This is a genomic window from Bacillus sp. RSS_NA_20 (genome assembly GCF_020165915.1).
GTDB classification, from domain to species: domain Bacteria; phylum Bacillota; class Bacilli; order Bacillales; family Bacillaceae; genus Bacillus; species Bacillus altitudinis.
Genome location: NZ_JAIUKW010000003.1, coordinates 886,580 through 912,144 on the forward strand (window position 1 = coordinate 886,580; position 25,565 = coordinate 912,144).

General features: G+C 43.2%; 24 protein-coding genes. 13 read left to right on the top strand and 11 right to left on the bottom strand.

The window, feature by feature from the left end; all coding sequences use genetic code 11:
- Window positions 1-59: 59 nt before the first annotated feature.
- Together LCD32_RS04495 and LCD32_RS04500 are read right to left on the bottom strand one after the other, a co-directional pair.
- Window positions 60-623 (bottom strand): TetR/AcrR family transcriptional regulator, encoded by a 564-nt coding sequence (locus tag LCD32_RS04495; protein WP_017366541.1) that lies wholly within the window; start codon window positions 621-623, stop codon window positions 60-62.
- 45 nt (window positions 624-668) lie between these two features.
- A complete protein-coding gene (locus tag LCD32_RS04500; protein WP_224562905.1) occupies window positions 669-2,153 on the bottom strand; it encodes an amidase in 1,485 nt (494 codons plus the stop codon).
- A 188-nt stretch (window positions 2,154-2,341) separates the two neighbouring features.
- Between LCD32_RS04500 and LCD32_RS04505 the strand changes: the two genes are divergently transcribed.
- Entirely contained in the window at window positions 2,342-3,955 is a 1,614-nt protein-coding gene (locus LCD32_RS04505) for a S8 family peptidase (RefSeq protein WP_224562908.1), read from the top strand.
- A 36-nt stretch (window positions 3,956-3,991) separates the two neighbouring features.
- Here LCD32_RS04505 and LCD32_RS04510 read toward each other — a convergent pair whose 3' ends face one another.
- Window positions 3,992-4,528 (bottom strand): DUF402 domain-containing protein, encoded by a 537-nt coding sequence (locus LCD32_RS04510; RefSeq protein WP_065459757.1) that lies wholly within the window; start codon window positions 4,526-4,528, stop codon window positions 3,992-3,994.
- A gap of 114 nt (window positions 4,529-4,642) precedes the next feature.
- On the opposite strand from LCD32_RS04510, the gene LCD32_RS04515 reads away from it, so the two are divergent.
- A complete protein-coding gene (locus tag LCD32_RS04515; RefSeq protein WP_065459755.1) occupies window positions 4,643-4,849 on the top strand; it encodes a hypothetical protein in 207 nt (68 codons plus the stop codon).
- A 59-nt stretch (window positions 4,850-4,908) separates the two neighbouring features.
- Here the strand turns inward: LCD32_RS04515 and LCD32_RS04520 are convergent, their stop codons facing one another.
- Window positions 4,909-5,445 (bottom strand): GNAT family N-acetyltransferase, encoded by a 537-nt coding sequence (locus tag LCD32_RS04520; protein WP_008342165.1) that lies wholly within the window; start codon window positions 5,443-5,445, stop codon window positions 4,909-4,911.
- Window positions 5,446-5,656: 211 nt separating this feature from the next.
- Between LCD32_RS04520 and LCD32_RS04525 the strand changes: the two genes are divergently transcribed.
- Window positions 5,657-6,874 carry a multidrug effflux MFS transporter gene (locus LCD32_RS04525; protein ID WP_041508178.1) on the top strand — a complete coding sequence of 406 codons (1,218 nt, stop codon included), beginning with the start codon at window positions 5,657-5,659 and terminating at the stop codon, window positions 6,872-6,874.
- 208 nt (window positions 6,875-7,082) lie between these two features.
- Here LCD32_RS04525 and LCD32_RS04530 read toward each other — a convergent pair whose 3' ends face one another.
- The 4 genes from LCD32_RS04530 to LCD32_RS04545 all read right to left on the bottom strand — a co-directional run bounded on the left by LCD32_RS04530 (window position 7,083) and on the right by LCD32_RS04545 (window position 9,673).
- A complete protein-coding gene (locus LCD32_RS04530) occupies window positions 7,083-7,253 on the bottom strand; it encodes a hypothetical protein (RefSeq protein WP_017360401.1) in 171 nt (56 codons plus the stop codon).
- Complete coding sequence (locus LCD32_RS04535) at window positions 7,250-7,837, bottom strand: DUF1700 domain-containing protein (protein WP_017366536.1); 588 nt, start codon at window positions 7,835-7,837, stop codon at window positions 7,250-7,252. The genes LCD32_RS04530 and LCD32_RS04535 overlap by 4 nt, the downstream gene beginning before the upstream one ends.
- Window positions 7,830-8,147, bottom strand: coding sequence for a PadR family transcriptional regulator (locus tag LCD32_RS04540; RefSeq protein ID WP_017366535.1), 318 nt, complete (start codon window positions 8,145-8,147; stop codon window positions 7,830-7,832). The genes LCD32_RS04535 and LCD32_RS04540 overlap by 8 nt, the downstream gene beginning before the upstream one ends.
- Window positions 8,148-8,842: 695 nt before the next feature.
- Entirely contained in the window at window positions 8,843-9,673 is an 831-nt protein-coding gene (locus LCD32_RS04545) for a YitT family protein (RefSeq protein WP_025206673.1), read from the bottom strand.
- Window positions 9,674-10,009: 336 nt separating this feature from the next.
- On the opposite strand from LCD32_RS04545, the gene mmuM reads away from it, so the two are divergent.
- From mmuM to LCD32_RS04560, 3 genes are all read left to right on the top strand, one after another.
- On the top strand, window positions 10,010-10,948 hold the full coding sequence (mmuM, locus tag LCD32_RS04550) for a homocysteine S-methyltransferase (protein WP_046526612.1): 939 nt from the start codon (window positions 10,010-10,012) through the stop codon (window positions 10,946-10,948).
- A gap of 46 nt (window positions 10,949-10,994) precedes the next feature.
- Window positions 10,995-12,398: an S-methylmethionine permease gene (mmuP, locus tag LCD32_RS04555; protein ID WP_008342173.1), complete on the top strand. Its 1,404-nt coding sequence runs from the start codon at window positions 10,995-10,997 to the stop codon at window positions 12,396-12,398.
- 112 nt (window positions 12,399-12,510) lie between these two features.
- Window positions 12,511-13,131: a hypothetical protein gene (locus tag LCD32_RS04560; RefSeq protein WP_017366532.1), complete on the top strand. Its 621-nt coding sequence runs from the start codon at window positions 12,511-12,513 to the stop codon at window positions 13,129-13,131.
- Between the two features lie 344 nt (window positions 13,132-13,475).
- Here LCD32_RS04560 and LCD32_RS04565 read toward each other — a convergent pair whose 3' ends face one another.
- Entirely contained in the window at window positions 13,476-13,958 is a 483-nt protein-coding gene (locus LCD32_RS04565) for a hypothetical protein (RefSeq protein WP_048003127.1), read from the bottom strand.
- 107 nt (window positions 13,959-14,065) lie between these two features.
- A complete protein-coding gene (locus tag LCD32_RS04570) occupies window positions 14,066-16,732 on the bottom strand; it encodes a S8 family peptidase (RefSeq protein WP_224562911.1) in 2,667 nt (888 codons plus the stop codon).
- Between the two features lie 242 nt (window positions 16,733-16,974).
- Here LCD32_RS04570 and LCD32_RS04575 point away from each other — a divergent pair, with 242 nt between their 5' ends.
- Genes LCD32_RS04575 through LCD32_RS04600 form a run of 6 tightly spaced genes read left to right on the top strand, consistent with a single transcriptional unit; the run spans window position 16,975 to window position 24,464 of the window.
- Window positions 16,975-17,433 (top strand): PTS sugar transporter subunit IIA, encoded by a 459-nt coding sequence (locus tag LCD32_RS04575; RefSeq protein WP_007498437.1) that lies wholly within the window; start codon window positions 16,975-16,977, stop codon window positions 17,431-17,433.
- Complete coding sequence (locus LCD32_RS04580) at window positions 17,430-17,759, top strand: PTS fructose transporter subunit IIB (RefSeq protein WP_007498438.1); 330 nt, start codon at window positions 17,430-17,432, stop codon at window positions 17,757-17,759. Before LCD32_RS04575 ends, LCD32_RS04580 begins: the two co-directional genes overlap by 4 nt.
- Before the next feature lie 36 nt (window positions 17,760-17,795).
- A complete protein-coding gene (locus LCD32_RS04585; RefSeq protein WP_017358746.1) occupies window positions 17,796-18,914 on the top strand; it encodes a PTS fructose transporter subunit IIC in 1,119 nt (372 codons plus the stop codon).
- A gap of 28 nt (window positions 18,915-18,942) precedes the next feature.
- Window positions 18,943-21,606 (top strand): mannosylglycerate hydrolase, encoded by a 2,664-nt coding sequence (gene mngB, locus LCD32_RS04590; RefSeq protein ID WP_224562914.1) that lies wholly within the window; start codon window positions 18,943-18,945, stop codon window positions 21,604-21,606.
- Between the two features lie 57 nt (window positions 21,607-21,663).
- Entirely contained in the window at window positions 21,664-22,548 is an 885-nt protein-coding gene (locus LCD32_RS04595; protein WP_039963244.1) for an ROK family protein, read from the top strand.
- Window positions 22,545-24,464 carry a BglG family transcription antiterminator gene (locus tag LCD32_RS04600; RefSeq protein ID WP_144716629.1) on the top strand — a complete coding sequence of 640 codons (1,920 nt, stop codon included), beginning with the start codon at window positions 22,545-22,547 and terminating at the stop codon, window positions 24,462-24,464. The genes LCD32_RS04595 and LCD32_RS04600 overlap by 4 nt, the downstream gene beginning before the upstream one ends.
- A gap of 61 nt (window positions 24,465-24,525) precedes the next feature.
- Here LCD32_RS04600 and arr read toward each other — a convergent pair whose 3' ends face one another.
- Window positions 24,526-24,942 (bottom strand): NAD(+)--rifampin ADP-ribosyltransferase, encoded by a 417-nt coding sequence (arr, locus tag LCD32_RS04605; protein WP_224562931.1) that lies wholly within the window; start codon window positions 24,940-24,942, stop codon window positions 24,526-24,528.
- Between the two features lie 294 nt (window positions 24,943-25,236).
- On the opposite strand from arr, the gene LCD32_RS04610 reads away from it, so the two are divergent.
- Window positions 25,237-25,554 carry a hypothetical protein gene (locus LCD32_RS04610; protein WP_052320704.1) on the top strand — a complete coding sequence of 106 codons (318 nt, stop codon included), beginning with the start codon at window positions 25,237-25,239 and terminating at the stop codon, window positions 25,552-25,554.
- Window positions 25,555-25,565 lie beyond the last annotated feature (11 nt).

The window sequence follows — 25,565 nt, forward strand, 5'->3', positions numbered from 1 at the left end:
TTGACTATCTTTATTATATAGACCAATTGATATAATAGATAGGCAATATGCGAGAGATTTTACTCTTCTCGCATAAATAAGTGTCTAAGGTAACATTTTACGTGCTCTAAAGGAGTCGTTTGCTTTAATGCAGTGGTCATTGATAATCCGCCGATGACCATTGAATGAAGGAGAGATGCCCGCTCATCCGCTTTTGTTTCATCATATCCGCTATTCATCAGCTTTTCTTTGACAAGCTCTTGCCAGCGGATCATTTCTTGTTTGCATGCAGCATGAAGTTTTGTATGTTCAGGTTTTGACTCAGCCGCCAGTAAGACAATCGGTATCCCTCTTTCACTTTCTTGCTCCATAAAACCCCGAATAATATTTGTCATAAAATGATCGACGGCGACATATGGGTCATCAGAATAGGCAAAGCTTGCTTCAATTTGATCGATGACCCTTTGACTAATATATTCAACGGCTGCTATGGCCAGCTCTTCTTTTCCATTTGGAAAGTAATAATATAGAGATCCTTTCGGCGTGCCGCTCTCTCTAATGATTTGATTCAACCCTGTCGCATGATACCCCTGTTTACGTAAAAGAAGTGCGGCCGTTTGAATGATTTTGTCCTTCGTACTCACGTGTGACACTCCTTTCCTCCATAGACCAACGTCGATGCCATTGTATTATTGATTCAGTAATGGATGCGTTCCTTTCCATAATGAGGATGATTCTATTTCTGACGCCAGTCTGAGCAGCCAGTCCTCTTTTCCTTTCGGTGCTGTCACCTGTACGCCTAAAGGCATGCCTGCTTCTGTGAGATGAACTGGCACACTCATAGATGGCTGGCCGGTTAGGTTAGCCAGCTGTGTAAATGGTGTGTAGGTCAAACTCTTGAGGAACATTTCATAAATCAGATCTTGCTGTGCTTGCATTGAAAGGGATGACACACGTAACAATGCAGCAATTTCTTGATCGTTATGCATCAACTCGCCAACCTTTGGAGCCGAATAGGCAGTAGCTGGGGTCACATATAGATCGTAGGTTTGATGAAATGCGGCCATTTTTGCAGCGGCCATATCCCATGCATCAAGACTTTCTGTATAAGCAGCAGCTGTCACATTTTTTCCTGCTTCCGCCAGTACCCATGCCACAATATCTGTCTCCTCCGGCTTCACCGGACGCCCGAATGAACGAGCCAGAGAGGTAAATAAGGCAGACATTTCACCGCTGTTCATGACATAATATTGCTGCATCAGATGGACACCATCAATGTCCGGCTTCGCTTCCTCTATTTGATGCCCTTGTTCACTCAGCCATTTCACAGTGTTCAAGACTGCCTGCTTTGCTTCCTCACTCACCTTCGTGCCTACTGGAGAGTCTACACTGTAAGCAATTCGCATAGAAGAGGTTCGTTTCACCAAATCCTCTTGATAGCTGCCGTCATATAATGGCGTTTGGAACGCAGCCTCTGGCTGAATGACTTGAAGCAAATCAAGCAGGGCTGCACTGTCTCGAACTGTTTTTGTGAGCGTAAAGTCAATGGAAGCTCCTTGCCACTGCCTTCCTGCACCCGGGCCGACCGGTGTTCTCCCCCTTGTTGGCTTGAGTCCAAATAAACCAGTAAAGGATGCCGGAATCCGAATAGACCCTCCGCCATCACTCGCTCCACCCGCCGGTACGATGCCGCTTGCCACAGCTGCTGCCGTCCCGCCGCTTGAACCGCCCGGAGAATAGTCAGCATTCCAAGGGTTTCTCGTCGGACCATATAAATAGGGTTCTGTCACATTTCGCAATCCGAATTCAGGTGTGTTTGTATGACCGATCATGAGGAGCCCAGCCTGCTTCAATCGACGGACAAAGTGGGAATCTGTTTGCGCCTTTACATCCTTTAACAGCAAAGCACCCGCCGTCAAAGGTTCATGCTCCAACCCCTGCGATATATTTTTCAACACAAACGGAACACCAGCAAAAGGCTGATCCGCATCTAGTGACTTCATGTCTTTGAACACTTGATCTCGTCTAGTATGAATCACCGCATTTAGTACTGGATTCACTTCTTCCAATCTAGTAAATGCAGCTTGTACAAGCTCTTCGGGCGTGACCTGCTTTTTCTGCACAAGTGACGCCAATCCCGTTGCATCATACGTCATATACTCTTTTACATTCATCGGCATGTCCTTCTTTCTCATATTTTGATCTCTCTATTGTCTACTAGAATTCTATGAAATTCAATTTCGGGATACGTGTGAAAAAAACTTTCTTTCTAGACTATGATTCTTCTAACCATCTATCTTATTTCTCCGATATAATAAAGAAAAAAAGACGGAGGTCACCTCATATGCAAGGAGCCATTGCCTTGAAAAAGAAAATCGTCGTGGTCATCGCGTTTCTTCTTGCTTTGACAACTGCTTTGCCCTTCCATTCGCAGGCAGCTGCACCACCAAAAGAAACAGATGTCATCATCGTCTATAAAAATCAAAAAGGAAAACAGACGGCTATTCAAGAAAGTGAAAAAGTGAACGCTCAATACATACATCTTCCAGCTGTAGCAGTGACAGCAGATGAGCAAGCTGTCACCTCACTTAAAAAAGACCCAAACATCGCTTATGTTTCAAAAAACGTTAGGGTCAAACTCGCTGCTTCTACCGTGAAAAAAACAGCTACTGCTACTGGTCAGGATGCTTTGGTACAAAAATCTTATAACTTGCAGAAGCTCAATGTAAAGCAAGCAATCAAAGAAGGCGTGACAGGGAAAAATGTGAAAGTAGCCGTTCTGGATACTGGTATTTTCCCACATGAAGATTTAAAGGTAGCCGGTGGTAAATCATTCGTCGATTACACGTCTTCTTACAAAGATGATGAAGGACATGGAACACATGTCGCCGGTACAATTGGGGCGCTCAATAATGATTACGGTACGGTCGGCGTCGCTTCTGGTGTGAAGCTGTATGCTGTAAAAGTATTAGATAAAAAAGGAGAGGGCGACTTATACAGTCTGCTCCGAGGCATTGATTGGGCGATTAGCAATAAGATGGACATCATCAACCTAAGTCTAGGTTTTGAAGATAACATTCCGATTTTACGTTCAGCAGTTGATGAAGCATACAAAAAAGGACTGCTGGTCGTTGCTGCAAGTGGAAATGATGGAAAGAAGAATGGGATTAGTTATCCTGCCGCATACAATAGCGTCATTGCTGTTTCCGCAACGACTGACAAAGACAAACTCGCCTCCATCTCTAATACGGGGAAAGGAATTGAATTTTCCGCTCCCGGCGAGAACGTCATCAGTACCTATTTGAAAAATGAATATTGGTATGCCACGGGTACATCACAAGCGGCACCGCATGTCACAGGGATGCTGGCGCTGTTAAAACAGCTACATCCTAAGAAAACAAATGTTCAGCTCCGCACTTTATTGCGCAGCTATACAGTGGATCTTGGCGCAAAAGGAAAAGATTCGCAATTCGGCTATGGCCGCGTGCAATATGTGCCGCAGTCAACCTTTTTAAAGGCTGCGACAAGCGCAGTCAAAACAGCCGAAACATCTAAAAAACAGACAGATGTTGATCAAGCCAAAACGAAAATTGGCAGACTCACTGCAAGTAAACAAAAAACCGCACTCACTGACCGAGTCAAAAAAGTCCAAACAGCCATTGATATTCGTGACGCACGAGCGAAGATCAAATCAGCTGAAAAAAATAAAACCCAAAGCTCGATTAAAAGTGCCCAAACGGCTATTAAAAAGCTATCCAAAGGCAAAGAAAAAACAAGCCTGCAAAACCGGCTCGACAAAGTCAAAAAACAAGTCGCCTATCAAAAGAAAGTGACAGATGCCAAACAAAAAGTTAAAAAAGCCGAAGCCAAACGAACAAAGAAAACAAAAGCAACCGCTCAAAGTGCGGTCAAACAACTAAAAGCATCTAAAACAAAAACTGATTTACAAAAACGACTAAACCGGATCAAGGTTTGATAAAAAACGATTCCTTTCAGCAAGGAATCGTTTTTTCTATTTCAACATCTTCTGAAACAAGGTGTGATGATATTTCCCTTTCGCATCCAGCCTCACTTGATCGAGGATGTGCGCTAACGAATGGATGACATCATGTAGTGCTCGTTGAACAGAGCCGTGTTCAAAGGAAGCTAAACTCTCCGGCAGTTCATCTTCATCCAAAACAAAGAAATCACCATTCGGAAGAACGAGTAGATCAATCAATAAATCTTCAAAAACAACCGCCCGTTCTTCAAACCATGTATGTCTGACGATATTCAAATAAGAGCCAAGTTCATTGCCTTGATCATCCCGCCAAAAATAGACATTGTAAGGCCGGTCCGTCCAATAATAGGCGGTCGTATAACTCCCTTTTGGAATCGTGACAGTGTCATCACCAGCAACCATTGTAAATGGTTCTTGAATTTTATGAAACAACACGACTTGCTGCTCCTGTGCGTCTAACAGCTGACACGTATGTTCCACAACCTGATCATCGTATTTGATTTTTCTCTCGATTACGTCATCCCAAGAATTTGCATATAGCGGAAACAATCGGTCACAACCCCTTCTGCATCTACTTCTTATTCTAGTATACACTGCTTTCTTTTGAAGAAATAAAGGTTCACTGCTGCTGCCTATGGAAGACATATGGTGAGGTGAAAACAAATGAACGGAATCACAATCATCGAAACCGTAGCAGCACTCGGACAAATCATCTTGGTTTTTTGTGGCTATGCCCTTTACTGGCGGCTTGTGAAAACGAAAAGAGATCGAAAGCTGACCCCTTATGAACATGTGTTGAAATTCTTTGTCCTGTTCGGGTTAATCTCCTGGTGCTTTTCATATATGGCACTGAACGTATGGGTGTCATGAGAAAAAGGAAGAGTCCCGTCCATGCAGGACATACTCTTCCTCTTCTTATTCGGTGTATGTTATGAGCCAGCCGGCTGTTCTTTTTTAATCACATACTGATAGCTCTTCACATGCGTCCCATTTTGATTCACAAATTCTTTATCAAGTGCCCGTTCAAAGCCCATTCTTTCATATAAACGAATGGCGGCCTGCATTTTATCCGATGTATGAAGATACAGGACGTTCTCGCCCCACGATTGCGTCAGTTCTATACTTTTACGCAACAAGGACTCTGCAATACCTTTTCCTCTCACATCAGGATCTACCCCTAAAAACCGGACAATCGCTGAAGTAATGCCCATCTCTGGCTTGTCATATGCCTGTTCTGATGATCGGAACATTTGAAGGGTTCCCACGACCTTGCCCTCAAGCTCGGCCACAAGCATCAACTCCATGTTTGGGTTATCTACAGCCGCTCGCAGGGCTGCAGAATAGTTTTGCCAGCCTTCCTCTGTAAATTGAGGCTCATACTGTGCGTATGATTTGATCAGCACATGTGTGATCGCCTCATGATCTTCACTCACCGCTTGACGAATGATCAACTCTTGCTGCTCCATGCCAGCACCTCCTGTTTGTCTATGAATGGATATACGTATCATGCAATCACTGCATGCCGATGATCTGATTCTTTTCTCTACTCATTCAATGTAAAGAGTCTCCTTCGAAAGATCAATGATTTTGCACGAAAACTTCTTTGAAAATTTTGATTGAAATGGAAAGCTTGATTCATTATGCTGATTTGAGGACATATACGAGGAGTGGCATCATATGAATTCTTTATCTTATCCCCAAGAATCGAAAAAAAATCGATTCCTCCTTGCCGCGCTTCTTGGCTCTTTAACAGCCCTTGCACCGCTGGCAATGGATATGTATTTACCTGCTTTACCTAATATCGCCCGTGACTTTGGAGCAAGCACGGCGCTGTCTCAGTTAAGTCTCATGGCTTGTTTGATTGGACTTGCGCTTGGACAGCTGATTGCAGGTCCAATCAGTGATACAGTCGGCAGAAGAAAGCCGCTGATGGTTGGATTAATCATTTTTATTGCGGCCTCTCTTTTATGCACAGTGGTCACATCAATTTGGACATTCATTCTTTTAAGGCTGATTCAAGGACTTGCTGGATCAGCAGGCATTGTCATTGCACGAGCCATCGTGCGAGATCATTATGAAGGCTCAGAAATGACGAAATTCTTTGCTTTGCTCATGTTAGTCAACGGAGTGGCTCCAGCAGCGGCACCGATCGTGGGCGGACAAATGTTACGGTTCACGACGTGGCAGGGTGTGTTTGTTCTGCTAGGAATCCTCGGGGCGCTCATGCTTCTAAGATCGATGTTTTCATTGAAAGAAAGCTTACCTGTGGAACGCAGACAGACTGGGGGCTTCAAACAAATCCTAGGTGCGATGAAAATTCTAGCGAGCGATCGACTCTTTGTCGGATATGCTCTCTCACAAGGACTTGTCTTCGCCGCCATGTTTGCGTATATCTCTGGATCACCGTTTGTATTGCAGGAGATTTTCAACCTTTCTCCGCAAGGCTTCAGTGCTGCCTTTGCGGTGAATAGTCTTGGCATCATCACAGCCGGACAAGTATTTGCCCGCGTTGCTGCGAAAATTGGTGAGGAGAAAGTTCTTCGCATTGGGCTGCTGACAGCTGCTTTAGGAGGCGTCACCTTGTGTGTGATGATCTCTATTGATGCAGGGCTTTATGGCATCCTCATTCCGCTCTTTTTTGTGGTCTCTAGCGTTGGGATTGTCGGCACGTCTGCTCCTTCTCTTGCGATGCAGCATCACGGTGCGCATGCTGGAAGTGCCGCTGCCCTCATCGGTGTGGCACAAATGCTTCTTGGCGCATGCATGACACCCCTTGTCGGCTTAGCTGGAAGCCAGACTGCCTTTCCCATGGGGCTGATTATTATGCTCTGTGACCTTGGCGCACTCTGCTGTTATTTTTTCTTTGTTGCCAGAGCGAAAAAAAGACCCGCATAAGCGGGTGGCAGATTGTTGACAAAGGGCTAAAATGAACTTGATTTTAGCCCTTTGTCTTCTTTTCAGCGTGATAGAAAAACTTTGCAGTCTAGGAAGGACGAGCATCGGCGCGGAGCGAATTTGACATTCGTGAGCACCGAAGCGCAGGACTGACACCGAATGCGAGGGTTTGTCTACACGCTGAGACCCGCATAAGCGGGTCTTTCATTTATGGCTTGCTCCAATTGATCGTGCGGAACACATTGTACTGGTCATTGTTTTGATATGCATCTAGGTCAAAGCCTGAAAGTCCAAAACCAATTGCCATGACAATTCCTCCGGCAACGGTGAAGATGATCCCCCATTTGATGCATTGCTTTTTTAAATCATTCACGTTCATACTCTCACGACCTTCTTTTTAAACATTCCCATGAATGCCTTAGTGGTTTGAACAGTCCCTTGCACAAATAGCTTTGTCAAATACGCCGTGGCTATGCCGCTTAATAATCCGACACCTAATAGAAGAATACCAACTCCGATCTGCGTCACCACCACATGCAAACCGTCTTGAAAAATAAACGGAGAACCAATGATGCTCCAAAAACCGCCGAGCAGACCAACTAGCGTCATTGTACCTGTCACGAGTGGAATGCACCAAATCACCATATACACAGAAAGAAACAGCAGGAAGACTGTTGCTAGAATACTGCCCCATAACGGAAAGCCCAAAATGAGGATGGAGAGCCTTGTGGCTTTTTCTCCAAACGTCGGCACCTGAACGGTTTTGATTCCTTGTTCCTTCATAATCCCTTCAGCAATAATGGCAGGCTGACCGACTTGATGAACTGCTTCCTGTTCACTGTAGCCATCTTCCTGATAATCCTCGATCATTTCATCGTAATACTCGATGAACCGATCACTTTCTTTTTCGCCCAGACGATGCAAGTGCTTCTCCAAGCTGGCTAAAAATTCTTTTTTATTCATTGCTCTGTCCTCCAGAAATAAAGTCGTAAATCGCCATCACTTGATCCCATTCCGCTAAAAACTGTGCCATATGCTCACGGCCACTTGTTGTCATCCGGTAGTATTTTCTTAATCGACTGTTATGTTCCTGTGAATAGGTCTCCACATAATTGTTTTGCTCTAACCGCTTTAATATCGGATATAATGTCGATTCTGAAATCTCAATACAATGGGACATATCTTTAATCATTTGATAACCATAGGAATCGCCTTTCTTTAATACCGCCAGTACACAGAATTCAAGTAAACCTTTTTTTAATTGTGCATTCATGATTACAACTCCTAACCATTTATACTATACAATACATAGTATAATGTGACAAGAGGTATATTTAGCAACTTTTCACACTCAACGTCCCTATAAATATTCATACAGGAAGTTTCTCTTTCTTCAAGGCTTCACCTGATCAAGATAAATCTAGCGTGTGTCTATTGTAAACAACAAACATAAACAAGAACGAATATCAATAAATGAGGAAACACCCCATTTAATCTCTTTATTTTAAAGGGATAAGCTGAATTTTATGGAATTAAGAAGTTCATTCACAATGGCTTATCCTTATGATCATCATACTAAGTTTTACGAACACTCAACTCGAATTAAAGTGATGAGAACGGCTGAAAGTGGCTAGTTCTTTTCAACCCAACCAATACCGAATAATGGTAGACCTTAAAAAACGAGGAGCTGATAACCTTGAAAAAAATGTGGAGTAATTATCTCACTTTAGTCATTACACTAACTTTGTGTTATATCGTGTATTTGTTCATCTTCAAACAACCTTTTACCATTACACCCATCATCCTGTTTGTGGTGGGAGCCGCCATTGCTGAGTGTATACGTTTTTTCTTTCTGAAAAGTAACGAGAAAAAAGATGATACCTTGAAAAAATAGTCCCTTAAACATAAGATCACTCAACATATGAAAAGACACCGCCACTTTATAGTGGAGGTGTCTTTTTTTACTTTTTATATATTCACAAATCCTTCTCCAAACACATCACGCACGTCATGGACAACAACGAATGCGTCTCGATCAATTTTCTTAATGATTTTCTTTAAACGCATCAGCTCCTGTTTTTGAATGACTGCATAGAGAATTTCCTTCGATTCCTTCGAATAATGACCGCGACCGTTTAAAATGGTCACGCCTCGATCCAAGGTGTGATTGATTTCTTCTGCAATATCATCTTTGCATGAAGAAATAATCGTCACTGCTTTTTTCGTGTTAAGCCCTTCTATGACGAAATCCATCACCTTAGTCGCCACATACAGCATCACAATCGTAAACATTAATTTTTCCGCACCAATAATAAAGTAAGAAGCAAAAACAACGATCAGATCAAAGAACAAGATGGCGTAGCTCACGTTCCAGTCTAGATACTTATTCGCAATTCGGCCAAGAATGGCAGATCCCGCTGTTGTACCGCCCGCTCTTAAAACAAGACCAATGCCAATACCAATGATGATCCCTGCGAAAATAGAACCAATGATCAATTCATGGACATTCACCACCCATGTAGTGGTCAAATGTAAAAATAGAGAGTTACTTGCGACAGCTACCACTGTGTAGATCGTGGTCTTCTTGTCCAAGTATTTATACCCCACAAGTAATAAAATCGCATTCAACACAAGGTTTGTCAGCCACGGCGCAATCTCAAACATATAGTAGAAAATGATGGACAGCCCCGTTACGCCGCCTTCACCAAACTCAAGTGGAATGACAAACATGTTCACAGCTGCAGCAAATAAAAAAGAACCAACTAGAATCATTGCAATATCTTTTACACATTTTTTCAATTTCTTCTTTCCTCCTTTTTTAAGCATATAAAAAACCCTCTTTCTGCACGAAAGAAGACAGTCGTTGGACAAAATAAAAATCAAAAGACGGCGCCTTTTGATGAAGCTTTCTGAAATGAACCTTTCCATAATATATATCTCTTTTTAGAGGCTGTCAATGACTTGGTTTTCTATTATTTCGACTGCATGTTTATGCACTCAAACCCGCATGTTTTCAGGGTTTTTCCGTCATATGATGCTTATTCCTCTCCTTGACAAAAACACTTTAGTCATTTAAACTACTGCCTCATATCATATCCATTATTTCCGATCGACAAAGGAGGCTGTTTGATTTATATGAATCCTATTCAAAGCCGTTTACAGGCTCACACACCTTTGATTTTAGATGGTGCACTTGCAACGGAGCTTGAACGAAAGGGCTGTGATTTAAACGACAGTTTATGGTCAGCCAAAATCCTCATTGAACAGCCAGAATTGATTCAGCAAGTACACTTGGACTACTTCCAAGCAGGTGCTGACTGTGCAACAACAGCCAGCTACCAAACGACAATTGATGGCTTTGCTGAAAAAGGCTACACAAAAGAAGATGCCATCGAATTAATGAAACGATCTGTCACGTTAGCAAAAGAAGCATGCGAGCAGTTTTGGCAGGATGAGACACATCGTAAAGAGCGGACAAAACCATTCGTCGCTGGATCTGTGGGGCCCTTCGGCGCTTATTTGTCTGACGGTTCAGAATATAAGGGAAATTACGGACTCACAGAACAGGCGCTCATTGATTTTCACAGACCAAGAATTCAAGCATTGGTAGAGGCTGGTGCAGATATTCTCGCTTGTGAAACCATCCCTTGTCTCATTGAAGCAATCGCTATCGCTAAACTGCTGCAGGATGAGTTCAGCGGTGTATATGCGTGGATTACATTTAGTGCAAAGGATGGTCAGCACATTAGTGAAGGAGATTTACTTAGAGACTGTGTACAAGCACTTGAGCCATATGAGCAGATCGCTGCTGTTGGCGTAAACTGTACACCGCCGCAATATATGTCTTCTCTCATTCAGGAGATGAAAAAAGGGACGAGCAAACCGATTGTCGTGTATCCGAACTCAGGGGAATTATATGATCCTGAAGAAAAGGTTTGGAGCGGCGATACGTCTCACCATACATTTGGTGAATGTGCGCAGCAATGGTATAAAGACGGCGCACAAATCATCGGCGGCTGCTGCCGGACGACACCAGAGGATATTACCGATATCTTAAAACAGGCAACATCGTAGCATCATGACTCAACACACATACTTTTAAGCAAAAGGGCGGGAAGACATGGAACAAGCAAAAGATCAGTCACAACAATATCAACGAAAAATGACAAGCCGTCACCTGTTCATGCTTTCTTTAGGTGGCGTGATTGGCACAGGACTCTTTTTAAGCTCAGGATATACGATCAATCAGGCCGGACCTGCGGGAACGATTTTGGCTTATCTGGTTGGGGCATTAATTGTGTACCTCGTGATGCTCTGTTTAGGTGAACTGTCTGTCGCAATGCCGGTTACAGGCGCTTTTCACACATATGCAACAAAATACATTGGGCCCGGCACTGGCTATACAGTGGCTTGGCTTTACTGGCTGACATGGACCGTGGCACTTGGTTCAGAATTTACAGCGGCAGGTCTTTTAATGCAGCGCTGGTTCCCGGACACATCAGTTTGGATGTGGAGCGGTGTTTTTGCACTTCTCATCTTTTTACTCAATGCTTTTACAGTTAAGTTTTTTGCAGAATCGGAATTTTGGTTTTCTAGCATTAAAGTCATGGCTATTATTCTCTTTATTATCCTTGGCGGAGCCGCGATGTTTGGATTGATTCCACTAAAAGGCGGTGAGGCCGCTCCGTTCTTCTCTAACTTCACTGGAGATGGGGGTCTCTTCCCAAACGGCTTTTTACCGATTTTAATGACCATGTTGGCTGTTAATTTTGCTTTTTCGGGTACTGAGCTGATTGGGATTGCTGCGGGCGAAAGTGTCAATCCAGATGAGACCATTCCCCGGGCGATTCGCACGACTGTGCTACGTCTTGTCCTGTTTTTTGTCGGAACGATCGTGGTCTTAGCCGGCTTAATTCCAGTAGAAGAAGCCGGGGTGATCAAAAGTCCTTTCGTTGTGGTATTTGACCGCATCGGTATTCCTTATGCGGCAGATTTCATGAATTTTGTCATTCTGACAGCGATTTTATCTGCGGCAAACTCAGGGCTATACGCCTCATCTCGCATGCTATGGTCCCTTTCTGAAGAACGAACATTACCTAAAAAGCTGGCAAAATTGACGTCAAAGGGAATTCCTTTGAATGCACTCATTTTGAGTATGATTGGGGGCATTCTCTCTTTGCTATCGAGTGTCATCGCACCTGAAACAGTGTATCTGGTTCTTGTTTCAATCTCTGGACTCGCCGTTGTTGTTGTATGGATGGGAATTGCAGCTTCACAGTTCATGTTTCGCAAAAAATTCTTACAGGATGGCGGACAGCTTCATGATTTATCTTTCCGAACCCCGCTCTATCCGGTGGTTCCGATTGCTGCCTTCCTCCTATGCCTTGCATCTGTGATCGGCATTGCTTTTGATCCAAATCAGCGTATTGCTCTTATCTGCGGTATCCCTTTTATCGCACTCTGCTATGCTGCCTATTACGTGACAACATGGATTCAGAAAAAACGAGAAAACCCTGGTGTATAGCACCAGGGTTTTTGTTTGTCCCAAAAAAGGATATCACTAGCAAAACAAAGACATTTTGGTATATGATAGGAATCTATGATTTTCAGGATGAATCAAGGGAGCTGTTTTTAATATGGAAATGACCATTACAAGAGCATTAAGTGAACTGAAAATGTTAGATAAGAGAATCAGCCGAACGATTGATGAAGCCGTACTCGGTGGTTTGATCATCGGGAAACATATACAGAACGGATTTCAAAATCAAGAAGAAGTAGAAAAAAAGGCAAAAGCAGATGACCAATCGATTCAAGCATTAATCAAACGCCGAAATGCCATTAAATCAGCCATCGTTGTGTCGAATGCTACGACAACGATTGAGGTGGCGGGTGTTAGCATGACCGTAGCAGAAGCCATTGAACGCAAGACATCCATAGATTACGATATTCGTTATTTACGAAAATTAAAAAAGGTCTACACAGAGCTGGTTGACCGGTCAGAACAAATCAATGAAGATGTGAAAAAGAGACTGGATCAGCATTTAGAAACACTATTTGGGAAAGACGGGAAAACACAAGCCGCTGCCAACCAAGAGATCGTCAAGTCATTCCTAGCTGAAAATGAGGCGGCGATCATTGACCCTCTTCGTCTTCGAGTGAAGATTGAACAGCTTTCGAAAGAGATTGAAGATTTCCAAATGGAAGTGGATTTCTCCTTATCAGAAAGCAATACCTTGACAAAAATACAGATCGACTAGTCGATTTTGTTAGTGAGCCGAAAATCGATAGGACTAAACACCTCCGAGGGAAAGGTCATTCCCTCCTCATCTGATGATCATCTTAGGATGATCCATGATAAAAGCTCAAAGCTGAACGTTCAAAGCTGAAAGCTCAAGTATTCAAAGGTCTTATCCATCAAAGCTCAAGATGTAAAGCTCAAAGCTCGATCGAATCTGGGAGAAACGGCTCATGAGTGTTTGTTTATCGACTCTTTCGGTTGCCGCCCAGCAGGTTTGCTAACAAAAAGAAAAGGATGTCAGCTAGTGACATCCTTTTTTCTATGAAAACGACAGGCTTGCGCCAAGTCGCCTCTTCTAGCAGATTAGTAACGTGATGTATATGCCAAATGGTACACACTTGTCACATTTGAAGATAGCGTGATGTCGTTTGAAGTGAAAGTCACTGGAACGATATCGTAGTAATGTGTAGACCAGCCTGCATTATTGTATGTACGGTAGCCTGCACCTGCAGGCACTTGAATCGTTAGTGAAAATTGTCCATTCTCGTCTGTTGTACCTGTCGCTGTTTGAGCATATGATTTGATTGCTGCTTCAAAATAAAGCTGAATTGGCTGATTCGCCATGAGTTGACCACTTGTGTCCTTTAATGTTCCTTTAAAAGTAGCTGGATAATATGAACCTACACGATATTTACTGCCAGAACCGTAATTAACTATACCACCGTCTGCTGCTGTGACGCCTGTTACTTGTACGGATGCTGGTACTGCTCCTGTTTCCTCTGCATGTGCAAAGCTTGGGAAAACGAGAAGCAATGATAGAAAGAAAGCAAACATGATTTTTTTCATCGATAAATCCTCCTTTTTTTTCCTACTATATTACTATCGACAGTTATTGTCATTTTTCCAGTAAAAAACAAAAACTTCCCTTTTTATTCAAAAGGGAAGCTGCAAAACTATTTTTTCACAACAACTTTCACTGCTTTACTTTCTCTTTTTCTCACATCTGAAGCCGTCACATACAAGACGGTTTTGGCTTTTTGCGGCTTGATTTTAGCCGTAAATGCGCCTTTGCTATTCGTTTTGACCGTTTGAATGACTTTCTTTGATTTGTTCTTCACCTTGATTGTCAAGCCTGCACCCGCAGTTCCTTTGACCGTTTTACTTTTCACTGTTACTCGATTCACCTTTGGCTTAGCTGGTGCTTTGCCCTTTTTCACGACCGTTTTGAGCGAAGTCGCAGCCTTTCCTTTTGATATCTTGATGTGAAGCACTTTATTTTTGTTTTGATGCTTGATCTTCACACTAAAGGTTCCCTTTTTGCTTGCCGTGCCTTTTCCAAGCAGGGTTTTGCCTCTATACACAGAAATGGCAGCGCCGGCTTTCGCCTTTCCTGTCACCTTTTGATGCTGATCTTCTACTTTGTTAACTGATGCGTTTAATTCAACAGCACTTAACGCGGCAAAAGCATTGAGTCTGCCATGTCCTGTCATCCAATCGATACCCGGAATTTTCGGATCGACAACAGGCTCGTCATTTTCATCATAGAAAACGTCATCTGTTCCATCAACAGCTTTAAATGAAATATCATCCGCTGTATTTTGTAAAATATTTCTCACTTGATTTGGTTTCAGGGTTGGATTTTTAGAAAGCAGTAATCCTGCTGCTGCTGCAACATACGGTGTAGCCATCGATGTCCCGCTCAGGTATGAAACATTCCCATCAGGCATTAAGCTTGGGATATCAGACCCTGGTGCAGACATGCTTAATCCTTTCCCATAGCTTGAGAATTCAGCGGCAATATCCATGCGATTACTTGCACCAACTGCCATGGCGTATTTGGAAGTCGCAGGATAACCCATTTCTGGAATGCCATCGTTTCCGCTCGCCACTACCACTAATACATTTTTTTGTGCAGCATAGTTCATCGCATATTCAATGACCTTGCTGTAGTAGCCGCCAAGGCTCATGTTGATGACCTTTGCACCTTTGTCCACTGCATGTTTAATGCCAAGAGCAATATGCTCTGTATCTCCATTTCCATACGCATCCAGTACTTTGACTGGGATGATACCTGTATGTTGGTTCAGCCCTGCCATGGAGTAATGATTGTCGGCTTTTGCTGCAATGATACCTGCCACATGGGTACCGTGGCCATTGTCATCAATTGCATCTTTATTACGGCCAATCAGATTAGCACCTAAGTCTGTGCGAACCGTTCCGCTTAAATCGGACAAACGGCTGTCGACACCTGTATCCACAACAGCAATTAACGTTTGCTTCATTTTGCTTGTGCCAATCAATGTATTCATTTGTTCAAACTTCACATCAGCGCCTTTTTTCCCACTGTTCTGCGCACTGTTTTTCAGCGGCCACTGGTAACCATACTGCGCGTCATTACTGAGCGCACGATACGTTTGTACAGGCTCTGCAAATTCAACATTCGGCATACTAGAAAGCTTTCTCGCCGTGCTTTTGATCACAGCTTTGCCTGCTTTAAGCGTTTTGCCAGCTGATTCTTTCCCTGCCGGTACATCGTAAACATACATTCCTTTAAATAAAGGATTTACTGACTGAGATGTCACACGGTTTTCTTGAATTCCGTAGCCTTTCATCTTCTTTTTTGCGGATTGAAGCGTTTGTCCATCCTTTAATTTAAAGATGATTTTGTTTGTGTTGACCTTTTCTTCTGGAACAAGCTTTTGTTTCTCTAATACATAACCGATCGATTTTCCTTCAAGCTGATCGATTCCTACTTTTTGTCCCACTGTTTCTAATTCCTTTTTTAGATAGGCTGGACTTGCCTCTTTGAGCATATCAAAAAGGGAACGGATCGCCTGTTGCTCTTTCTCTGTGACGATATGACCGCTGAATGCACCATTTTTCTCTACGTCATTCAGCAATGATTTTAATGTAAGCAAATGATTGTACACCGTTTGCTGCTTTTTTTGATTGTTGATGAGTTTAGATTTAAGAAACGGCTTTGTTTTTTGTAGCAGACGTGTAAGCTTCTGACCATCGGCTGTTTCATTGAATCGTTTGTCTTCGATCGTACGAATGGATTGAAGAATTTGACGTCCATGCTTTTTCTCAATAATGATGATCCCTAGCTCTTCTTCTTCAGGGAAAATCGGTTCAGATGGCGGAAGATTCGCGCCTTTATACCCGATTGTATATGCTGCATCCTCTTCCTCATCACGGCTGTCTTCCTCTGAACCTAAATACAGCACTTTGACATAGTAAGGACCTGACCATGCATGCGGGAAGTTGATTTCTGTCTCTCCACTTGCTGTGTCCACACGATATCTCGAATAAGTGTCATCCTTTATCGCTCTATCCTTACTTGGGTAGACCGATACAGATAACACTTGTTTGCTTTTGACAGCAATTTGCATATGTGTATGTTTTGCCACATCTTGTGCAGATGGCGTGATTTGGTACCATGACTCTTCTTTTTCATTCTGTAATGTACCTGAGATGACTTCACCATTTTTTAACCCAATGGCTTCATTGACACTTGTGCCCTTACTAACTGCTGATGCCTCGTACCCAGGTAATGCAGCCATACATAGAATGATGGCCATGAGTACAACCACACAGGATTTGACCTGCTTTTTAAACATGAAAAGACCCCCTTATCTTTTACAATACCTTGGAAGAATATCACAGAATCCTTTTTAGTAGAATCTATTTTTGACATAATTAAACTCGTTTTAAGCTAGGATTTGAGATATTCAGATGACTAGTCTGTTCGCTTCATAAACTTTTTGCCATTTCAAACGGAAAATGATGCTATTTAACCATATCGAAAAGTACATTACAATCAAATTGTAAGCGCTTAACAAACAAGAGAGAAGGGATCAGCTTGTTCCAAAAAGATCATGTTTTTACACAAGTAAACGGTCGATCAAAGAATGAGATTTTACAATACATTTCCGAGAAAGCTGAAGACCTTCACATTACAGATGATCAGTCAGGGTTATTAACAGATTTGTTGAAACGCGAAGACGAAGTCTCAACAGGACTTCAGCAAGGTTTTGCGATTCCTCATACAAAAAGCTCTGCTGTTCAAACGGCTTCACTTCTCTTTTTAGAACTTGAACAACCCATTGAATGGGGAAGCTTCGACGATTTGCCAACTAGCTATTTATTTACACTGCTCGTTCCACTAGAAGAGGCCAATGTCACACACCTCAAATTACTGTCTGGCATTGCCACAAGTTTAATGGAGCCTGCTTTCATCGAAAAGATTCAACCCGGTCAAACAGCAGACTATTATTACGAAGTCATTGAACAACAATTGAAAGAGGGGATTACACAATGAAAATTGTCGGTGTCACTTCATGCCCAGCAGGGTTAGCTCATACTCCAATGGCAGCAAAAGCATTAGAGAATGCGGGTAAACAGCTTGGACACGAGATTAAAATCGAGCAACAAGGAATTATGGGACAGGTGAATGGCATTACAGCAGAGGAAGCTAAGCAGGCAGACCTTTGCATTATTGCCTCCAATCAGCACATTAACGACGCTGAACGCTTCTCAGGTATTCCTACTGTTCGTGTCGAAATCGGACGCGCCCTAAAAAATGCCGAGCAAATCATCACAAAAGCCGTTGCGCTGGTTGAAAAGAAAAAATCTGAATCCCAATAAACAAGAGCAATGCCATATAGAAAGGAGCAAAGCAGAATGAAAGCAAAATTAAAAGTCATTGAAGGCCACCTCATGACCGGTATTTCTTATATTCTTCCGGTGATCATCGGAGCTTCACTTATCGTTGGTTTAGCCAAACTAGTCGGATTAGGTTTTGGTGTATCAGATTTAAACGCCTATAAAGATGCAGGCGGCATTTTACATGGTGCCTATTTGATGGAACAGGTTGGCTGGACAGGCATTGGCTTAATGAACGTACTGCTCGCTGGCTTTATTGCCTATTCGATTGCGGATAAATCTGGTCTTGCGGCCGGCTTTATCGGCGGAGCTCTTGCCAGCTCAACAAATGCTGGTTTTATCGGCGCCGTCATTGCAGGTTTCTTTGCCGGATATGTCGCTCTCTTTGTGAAAAGAAAAATTCAAATTCAAGGCTCCGCAGCTGGACTCGTCCCTCTGCTCATCTTACCGCTCATTACTGTTGGCTTAACCGGACTTCTCATGTCCGTTCTGCTAGGCGGTCCATTAGGGGCTTTGAACACCGCATTAATTGAATGGATCAAAGGCATGGTCGCAGATGGAACAAGTACACTCGCACTTGCTCTCATTCTAGGTGCCATGATTGGCTTTGATCTTGGCGGCCCAGTGAATAAATCAGCTTGGATGGCTGGTAACGCGCTCTTCCTATCAGGTGTCTATCTTCCTGCCATTCTCGTCAATATCGCGATTGTCATTCCGCCGCTTGGATACGGGCTTGCGACATTGATTCGAAAACGCAACTTCTCTCCTACGTTTAGAGAAGCCGGACGAGGCGGTCTTGTGATGGGGATTATCGGGATTACAGAAGGAGCCATTCCCTTTACACTCGTCAATCCTTTGAAATTGATTCCGCTGAATGTCGTCGCTTGTGCTGCTGGAAGCGGGGTCGCTGCCTTATTAGGTGTCCATGACATCATGCCGCCAATTGGCGGACTATACGGATTCTTCTCAGTAGGAAACTGGTGGGCGTATTTAATCGGCGCACTAACTGGCGCACTTGTTATTGGAATTGGCGCCAACCTACTTGTGAACTTCTCTGAGAAAAAAGAACCCCAAAAGCCAGAACATGATCAGAAGCAGAAAGAAGAAGATGATTTTGACCTTGTGCTAGAAGGATAATTTGAACAAAGAAAGGTGTCGTTACACAATGACTGTCAATGTACATGTGATTCCACATACTCACTGGGACCGGGAATGGTATTTTACCACCTCCCGTTCCCGTATCTACTTAATGAAAAGCGTAATGGACATATTGGACACCCTCGAAACAGATGAACGATTCCATTACTTCATGCTCGATGCACAAGCATCCTTGCTAGATGATTACTTGAAATGGCGCCCAAAGGATGAGGATCGAATTAAACATCTCGTCACAGCAAAACGCCTCATCATCGGTCCGTGGTATACACAAACTGATCAGCTCGTGATTTCTGGGGAATCGATTGTACGGAATCTGCAATATGGGATTGAGCGCTGTCAGCAGTTTGGACATGTCATGAAGGTCGGTTATGTCCCTGATTCCTTCGGTCAATCTGCACAAATGCCTCAAATTTATCAAGGCTTTGGAATTGTCGACACAGCCTTTTGGCGCGGCGTTTCTGATCATATGACGAATCACACAGAATTTAATTGGCGCGGGGCGGATGGCAGTGAAGTGTTTGCAGTGAATCTGCCATTTGGCTACTACTACGGAGGAAATATTCCTGAAAAGGATGAAGACCTGCAAGCCTTTCTTTCTGAAAAAATCGGGGCGCTGCAAGCAAAAGCCACGACAAAGAATGTCTATTTCCCAAATGGCTTTGACCAGGCGCCTATTCGTAAAAACCTGCCTGACTTATTAGAAAAAGCCAATGAAATAGACGAGCATAACTATCAAATCAGCAGTTTAGAAGACTACATTGCAGCAGTGAAAAAAGAGCGGACTTCTTTTGAGACATTAGAAGGAGAACTCATTCATGCCAAGCATATGCGAATTCATAAGTCCATTTTTTCAACAAGAGCAGATTTGAAAATCTTAAACAACCAAATTGAAAACTATCTTGTCAATGTGATGGAGCCGATCCTTACAATCAGTTATTCACTCGGACATGACTATCCGCATGACACGGTGCGTGATATTTGGTACCTCATGTTTGAAAATGCAGCGCATGACAGCATTGGCGGCTGTAACAGTGATACGACGAATCAAGACGTTTTCTTCCGCTACAAGCAGGCAAAAGAAATCGCCGAGAATCTGGTGGACTTACACATGCGTCTCATCGCCATCCGGCTGCAAACTGAGCAAGAAATCACGTTCACTTTATTTAACACACTGCCTTCAAAGCGCTCTGAAGTCATTGAAGTCGAAACCTTTATCACAGAACGTCCATTTACGCTAAAAGACGCTGATGGACGAACTCTTCACTACACAGTCAAAAGCAAAACCGATGTGACAGATTATGTCTTAGCACAGCAGATTTCACTTAACCCAAGCAAAGAGGTGTACATGCCAAAGCAAGTCTGGAAAGCTGTTTTACTCATTGAAGCAGTCGACTTGCCATCCGTTGGTTATACACAAGTCAGCATGGTTTTCGATGAATTTAGTGAATCCATTTTGGAAAAAACAGAAGGTCGTGTCATTGAAAATACGTTTTACCGCATTGCAGCAAATGACAATGGGTCATTAGAAATTACGGATAAACAGACCGGACGAACTTTCTCTGAGCAAATGATCTTTGAAGACAACGGAGATGATGGGGATTCTTATAACTATTCACCACCGCGTGAGGATCTTTATGTATCATCTAAAGATATCTCATCAGCTGACATCGCCGTATCTAAAAGCAGTTTACAGGAAGAGCTCATCATCAAGCTTCAATTGACTGTCCCATATGATTTAGAGGAACGTTCGGAGCAAAAGGTGACGACTTCCCTCCCGATCACAGCGAAGGTGGCTTTAAATAAAGATGAAGCGGTCATCCGTTTTCATGTAAATGTTGACAACCATGCGCTAGACCACCGTCTACGGGTACTCTTTGATACAGGTATTGCATCAAACGTATCACTCAGCGATCAACAGTTTGGCACCATCGAACGTCCAACGGAGCTGACGCAAGAGCTAGAATGGTGGAACAATGAACATTGGGAAGAAAAACCGATTACCATTGAACCAATGCAATCATTTGTTGCACTTCGCGATGAAGCATATGGTGTCTCTCTTTTGACGGACTGCGTCAGAGAATACCAAATCACAGGCGAAGACTACACAACCATTGCTTACACACTCTTCCGCTGTTTCGGAAAAATGGGGAAAGAAAACCTTCTTTACCGTCCCGGCCGGGCTTCTGGAGAAAAAATCGTGGAAACACCTGACGCCCAGCTTCAAGGATCGCTATCATTCTCCTTTGGCATGCACTATAGCCAAGAAGCGGTGAATGAAGGACACTTGGCTCAGCTTGCTAAACGTTACACCACCCCGGTTCAGTGCTACGAGCGGGCAGACTTTTTAAACGGTCGTTTAATTTTCTCTTTCCGAGATGAAAAAGAAGACTTACAATCTACTTATAGCCTGCTTGACATTGAAACAGACGGGGCCGTTCTAAGCGCTTTGAAAAAAGAAGAGCATGGAACAGGCATTGTCATTCGTCTCTTCAATCCATATTTAACACGTCAAACAGCCGCTTCAATCAATAGTTCATCTCTACAACATGGAGAAACAGCGAATTTAGGCGAAACACCTGAAGGACATATACTGAAAGCACAACATGGATCATTACACATTGAACCGCTCACACCTTGTCAGGTACAAACCTACATTGTAAAGAAAAAATGAACATGTAGGGGCGGGATCCATTTGGATTCCGCCCCTCTTTAATGGAGGGCATTGATCATGCGAATTGGAGGCATCGAAGCAGGCGGTACAAAATTTGTCTGCGGCTACGGAACAACAGACGGAACGATTGAACATATGACTTCCTTTGCAACAGGGAACCCAGAAGAAACATGCCGGCAAGTGATCGAATACTTTACAGAACATCCAGTCGATGCGATTGGCATAGGCGCATTCGGGCCTGTCGATGTAAAAGAGCACAGCCCCAGCTATGGAACGATTCTCGAAACACCCAAAACAGCTTGGCGCCAATTTCCATTACTCTCAACCTTAAAACAAGCACTCGGTCTCCCTATGAAGCTTGATACGGATGTGAACTGTGCGGCGCTCGGTGAAGCTCGTTTTTCAACTGACACAGACAGACCAAATTCCTTGGTCTACATCACGGTTGGGACGGGAATCGGCGGCGGTGCCTATATTGAAAACCGCCTCATTCACGGACTGCTTCATCCAGAAATGGGACATATCACCGTTCAGCGCCACCCTCATGACACCTATGGGGGCTGCTGCCCTATCCACCATGATTGTTTAGAGGGACTAGCATCTGGACCTGCCATAGAAAGCCGATATCATACATTGGCACAAATGCTGCCAGAGGAGCACCCTGCCTGGTCACTTCAAGCTTATTATCTCGGGCAAATGACTGCAAATTTATTACTCACCCTTTCACCAGAACGCATTATTTTGGGTGGAGGTGTCATGAAACAGCCGGCTTTGCTGCCGCTCATCCTTGAAGAAACAGACAAGCGGCTTCATGGTTACTTACAATTACCAAAGCCATTAAATGAAATTGTCACAAAGCCTTCCTTTGACGGATTATCTGGTTTAATGGGAGCCATCGCCCTTGGAGCTGATGCCTTAAAGGAACAAGGAGCGGCGCAATGATGATGACGGCAGATACTCGAACCTACCAGCTCATTCAGCGGCTATTTGAAACGAAAGGGTTCGTGAAGCTGGAGGAGCTCACTGCCTCTTTTCGCTTATCTGACCGCTCCATCCGCAATTTAATCAAAGAAGCAAACGAGCTGTTAACACAAGCTGGAGCTATGATCAAGACCATCCGCGGGAAAGGATATACTCTCTTAACAAGTGACCAAGACGCTTTCCTGCTTTGGCTTCATCAGCAAAAGCTTCCTGCCCGCTCTCTCGTACCCGTCATGCCAGAAGAGCGCATACGATTTATGATGAGAAAACTATTGCTTCAATCAGACTACTTAAAAATTGATCAATTAGCAGAAGAATTGTTCATCAGCCGTATGACGGTCAGCAGTGATTTAAAAAAAGGACGGGAGCTGTTAGCCCGTTACGGTATGACCCTTGTCTCAAAGCCTGGATTTGGCTTAAAAGTAGACGGAGACGAATTGCAAAAAAGGACGTGCTACGCAGACTTACTGCTTGAAGAAGAACCCGCCCTATCTCATATAACTGAGCGGGAACAGCTTCATTTCCCTGACATTTCACTTGAAACCATTCGATCCATTGTGCTGACAAATCTATATCAAGAATCACTGCTCATTAAAGATATTGCCCTAAAGAATTTAGTGATTCACTTAGCGATTGCCATTCAACAAACGCAAAAAAAACAGCGGATACCCACCAGTACTACTCACACACAAAGACCGCCAGTGTTAACAAGAATCGCTCAAAAGATCACGCATCAAATAAGCGACACGTTTCATGTCACCTTATCAGAGGATGAAACAGATTACTTGGTGATGCATCTCTTAGCGAATCAAACGTGGAAAGAAATTGATGAGCACCAAACGACAGAAGAAGTACGTCAGGCGGTGACACGATTTCTCCAGCACATTGAAAAAACAAGCGGTCATCGTTTTGTAGATGACGATATCCTGCGTCAAGATTTGATGCTGCATATGAAGCCATTATTAAATCGAATTCAATACGGCGTGTCTTTACAAAATCCGCTTTTGCATGAGATCAAAACATCTTACCCTTATCCGTTTGATTTGGCCGTCAGCGGACTCAATGCCTTACAGCTGGTACGGACGCCAAATGAAGATGAAGCGGCATATGTTGCCTTACATATTGCTGCTTCATTTGAAAGAAGCCATCTTGACACCTCGCAAAAAAAGAGGGCCATTATTGTATGCGGATCTGGACTAGGAACGGCACGGCTACTTGAAATTAAATTGAAGGCGGCCTTTCAACATGAGCTTGAGATTGTTGAGCTTTATTCTTATCAGGATTACGCTTTTAGCACGACTTTGCCATGTGATGTGATTATTACAACCGTACCTCTCGCACCAAAGGGGAAACCAATCATTCAAGTGAATGCTTTTTTTGAACATCATGATGTCCAGCGTGTGAGTGAGGTCATTCACCTGTTAAACGGACACGGTGCCCCTTCGCAGGAGCTGATGGCTTTTTTCCAAGAACGATTGACCTTGTTGGATGTGAACCTTTCAAGCAAAGAAGAGGTATTAGATACGCTTTGCAGCCGGTTGGAGGCGCATCAGCTTGTTTCATCTTCTTTTCGTTCCTCCGTGCTGGAGCGGGAGGAAATGTCATCTACTTATCTTGGCAAGGGGATTGCGATGCCTCACCCGCTCATCACAAATGAAGGCACCTCCTGCGTGGCAATTGCACGATTGAAACAGCCAATTGATTGGCAGGGCGATCAAGTATCTCTGATTTTCTTGTTAGCTATTCAGAAAGATGACGCTGCCTGCATGAATCAATTTTTTGAACAAGCTGTCGATTTATTAGACAGTCCTGACCGCCTTCAATCCTTGACGCATGCAAGGACATTTGATGAGCTAATGCATGTCCTATTTCAATAGCACAAAAGGCCGCCCAAGTGAGATCGGGCGGCCTTTTATTCATCTATTCCTCACATACGAATCAATCATATATGACATTTTTTCCTTCTTCCCTTAACTTTTTTAACGACGTCAGCATATGGTTGATTTCTTCATCGGAATGTCTTTCCCAAGCGCCTAATTCTGCGACAATTTTCAAAGGGAATTTCGATCGATAGGAACGGGTCGAATTCCCTGGAAACTTTTGATCCGTCAAATTCGGATCATCTTCAAACTCGCCTGTCGGTTCTACAACATAAATTCTCTCTTTTGCATCAGACCGGGCTAATTCAGCTCCCCATTTGGCTGCGTTTAATGTTCCAGTAAAATAGATGTGGTTCGATTGTTTATCCTGATAGTTGGATAAATGCAACGGTTCAAGCAGGTCCCCAATCTTCAATTCCGCTTTCGTCCCATGAAAAAACGGCCCAGGATCTAAAACATCTTTCTTGTCATTCATACAGCCACATCCCTTATCGTTTTTGACTTGCGTATAACAGTATACGGGCTGATGCGGACGGAAAACAGTCTATAAATGAGATGAAATTCGGGGTATAATGATAGTAGAGAGTAAGATGTGATTTATAAACTCCAGCAAGTTAAAATAACAGCAAGAATACATACAAAGCAGTCTTCTTGAAAGAGATAAAAAGCTGTTAGACGCCATAAAAGCCAAAGAGACGTTTGACGTTTTATGTGGTTGGCGTGTTGGCACATAATCAATTAAATTCTTCAGGAAGGGTGTAATGAGAGAATGAAAGATAGAGATAAGATTTGTCATATATATGCTCAAAAAAGTTGGCATATGGATTCTTATATTATTGGTAATCGTGAGGGTTTAATTGAATTAAAGAGTGCTATTGACCAAGCATTGAAAAGTAATGTTGGTCAAGCTGAATTGTTTCCATCAGATTTAGAGGATTATACAACTTACGTTGCTTTAGTCAATGATAAAGAAGAGTTGGATTCACTTATTATGCCTTACACTGATGAGGATAATGATGATGAAAACTTGATACATCCAGTTGATATAGTTACAAGTCATGAAGAGAAAAAAACCCCTAAAAATTAGGGGTTTTTTAG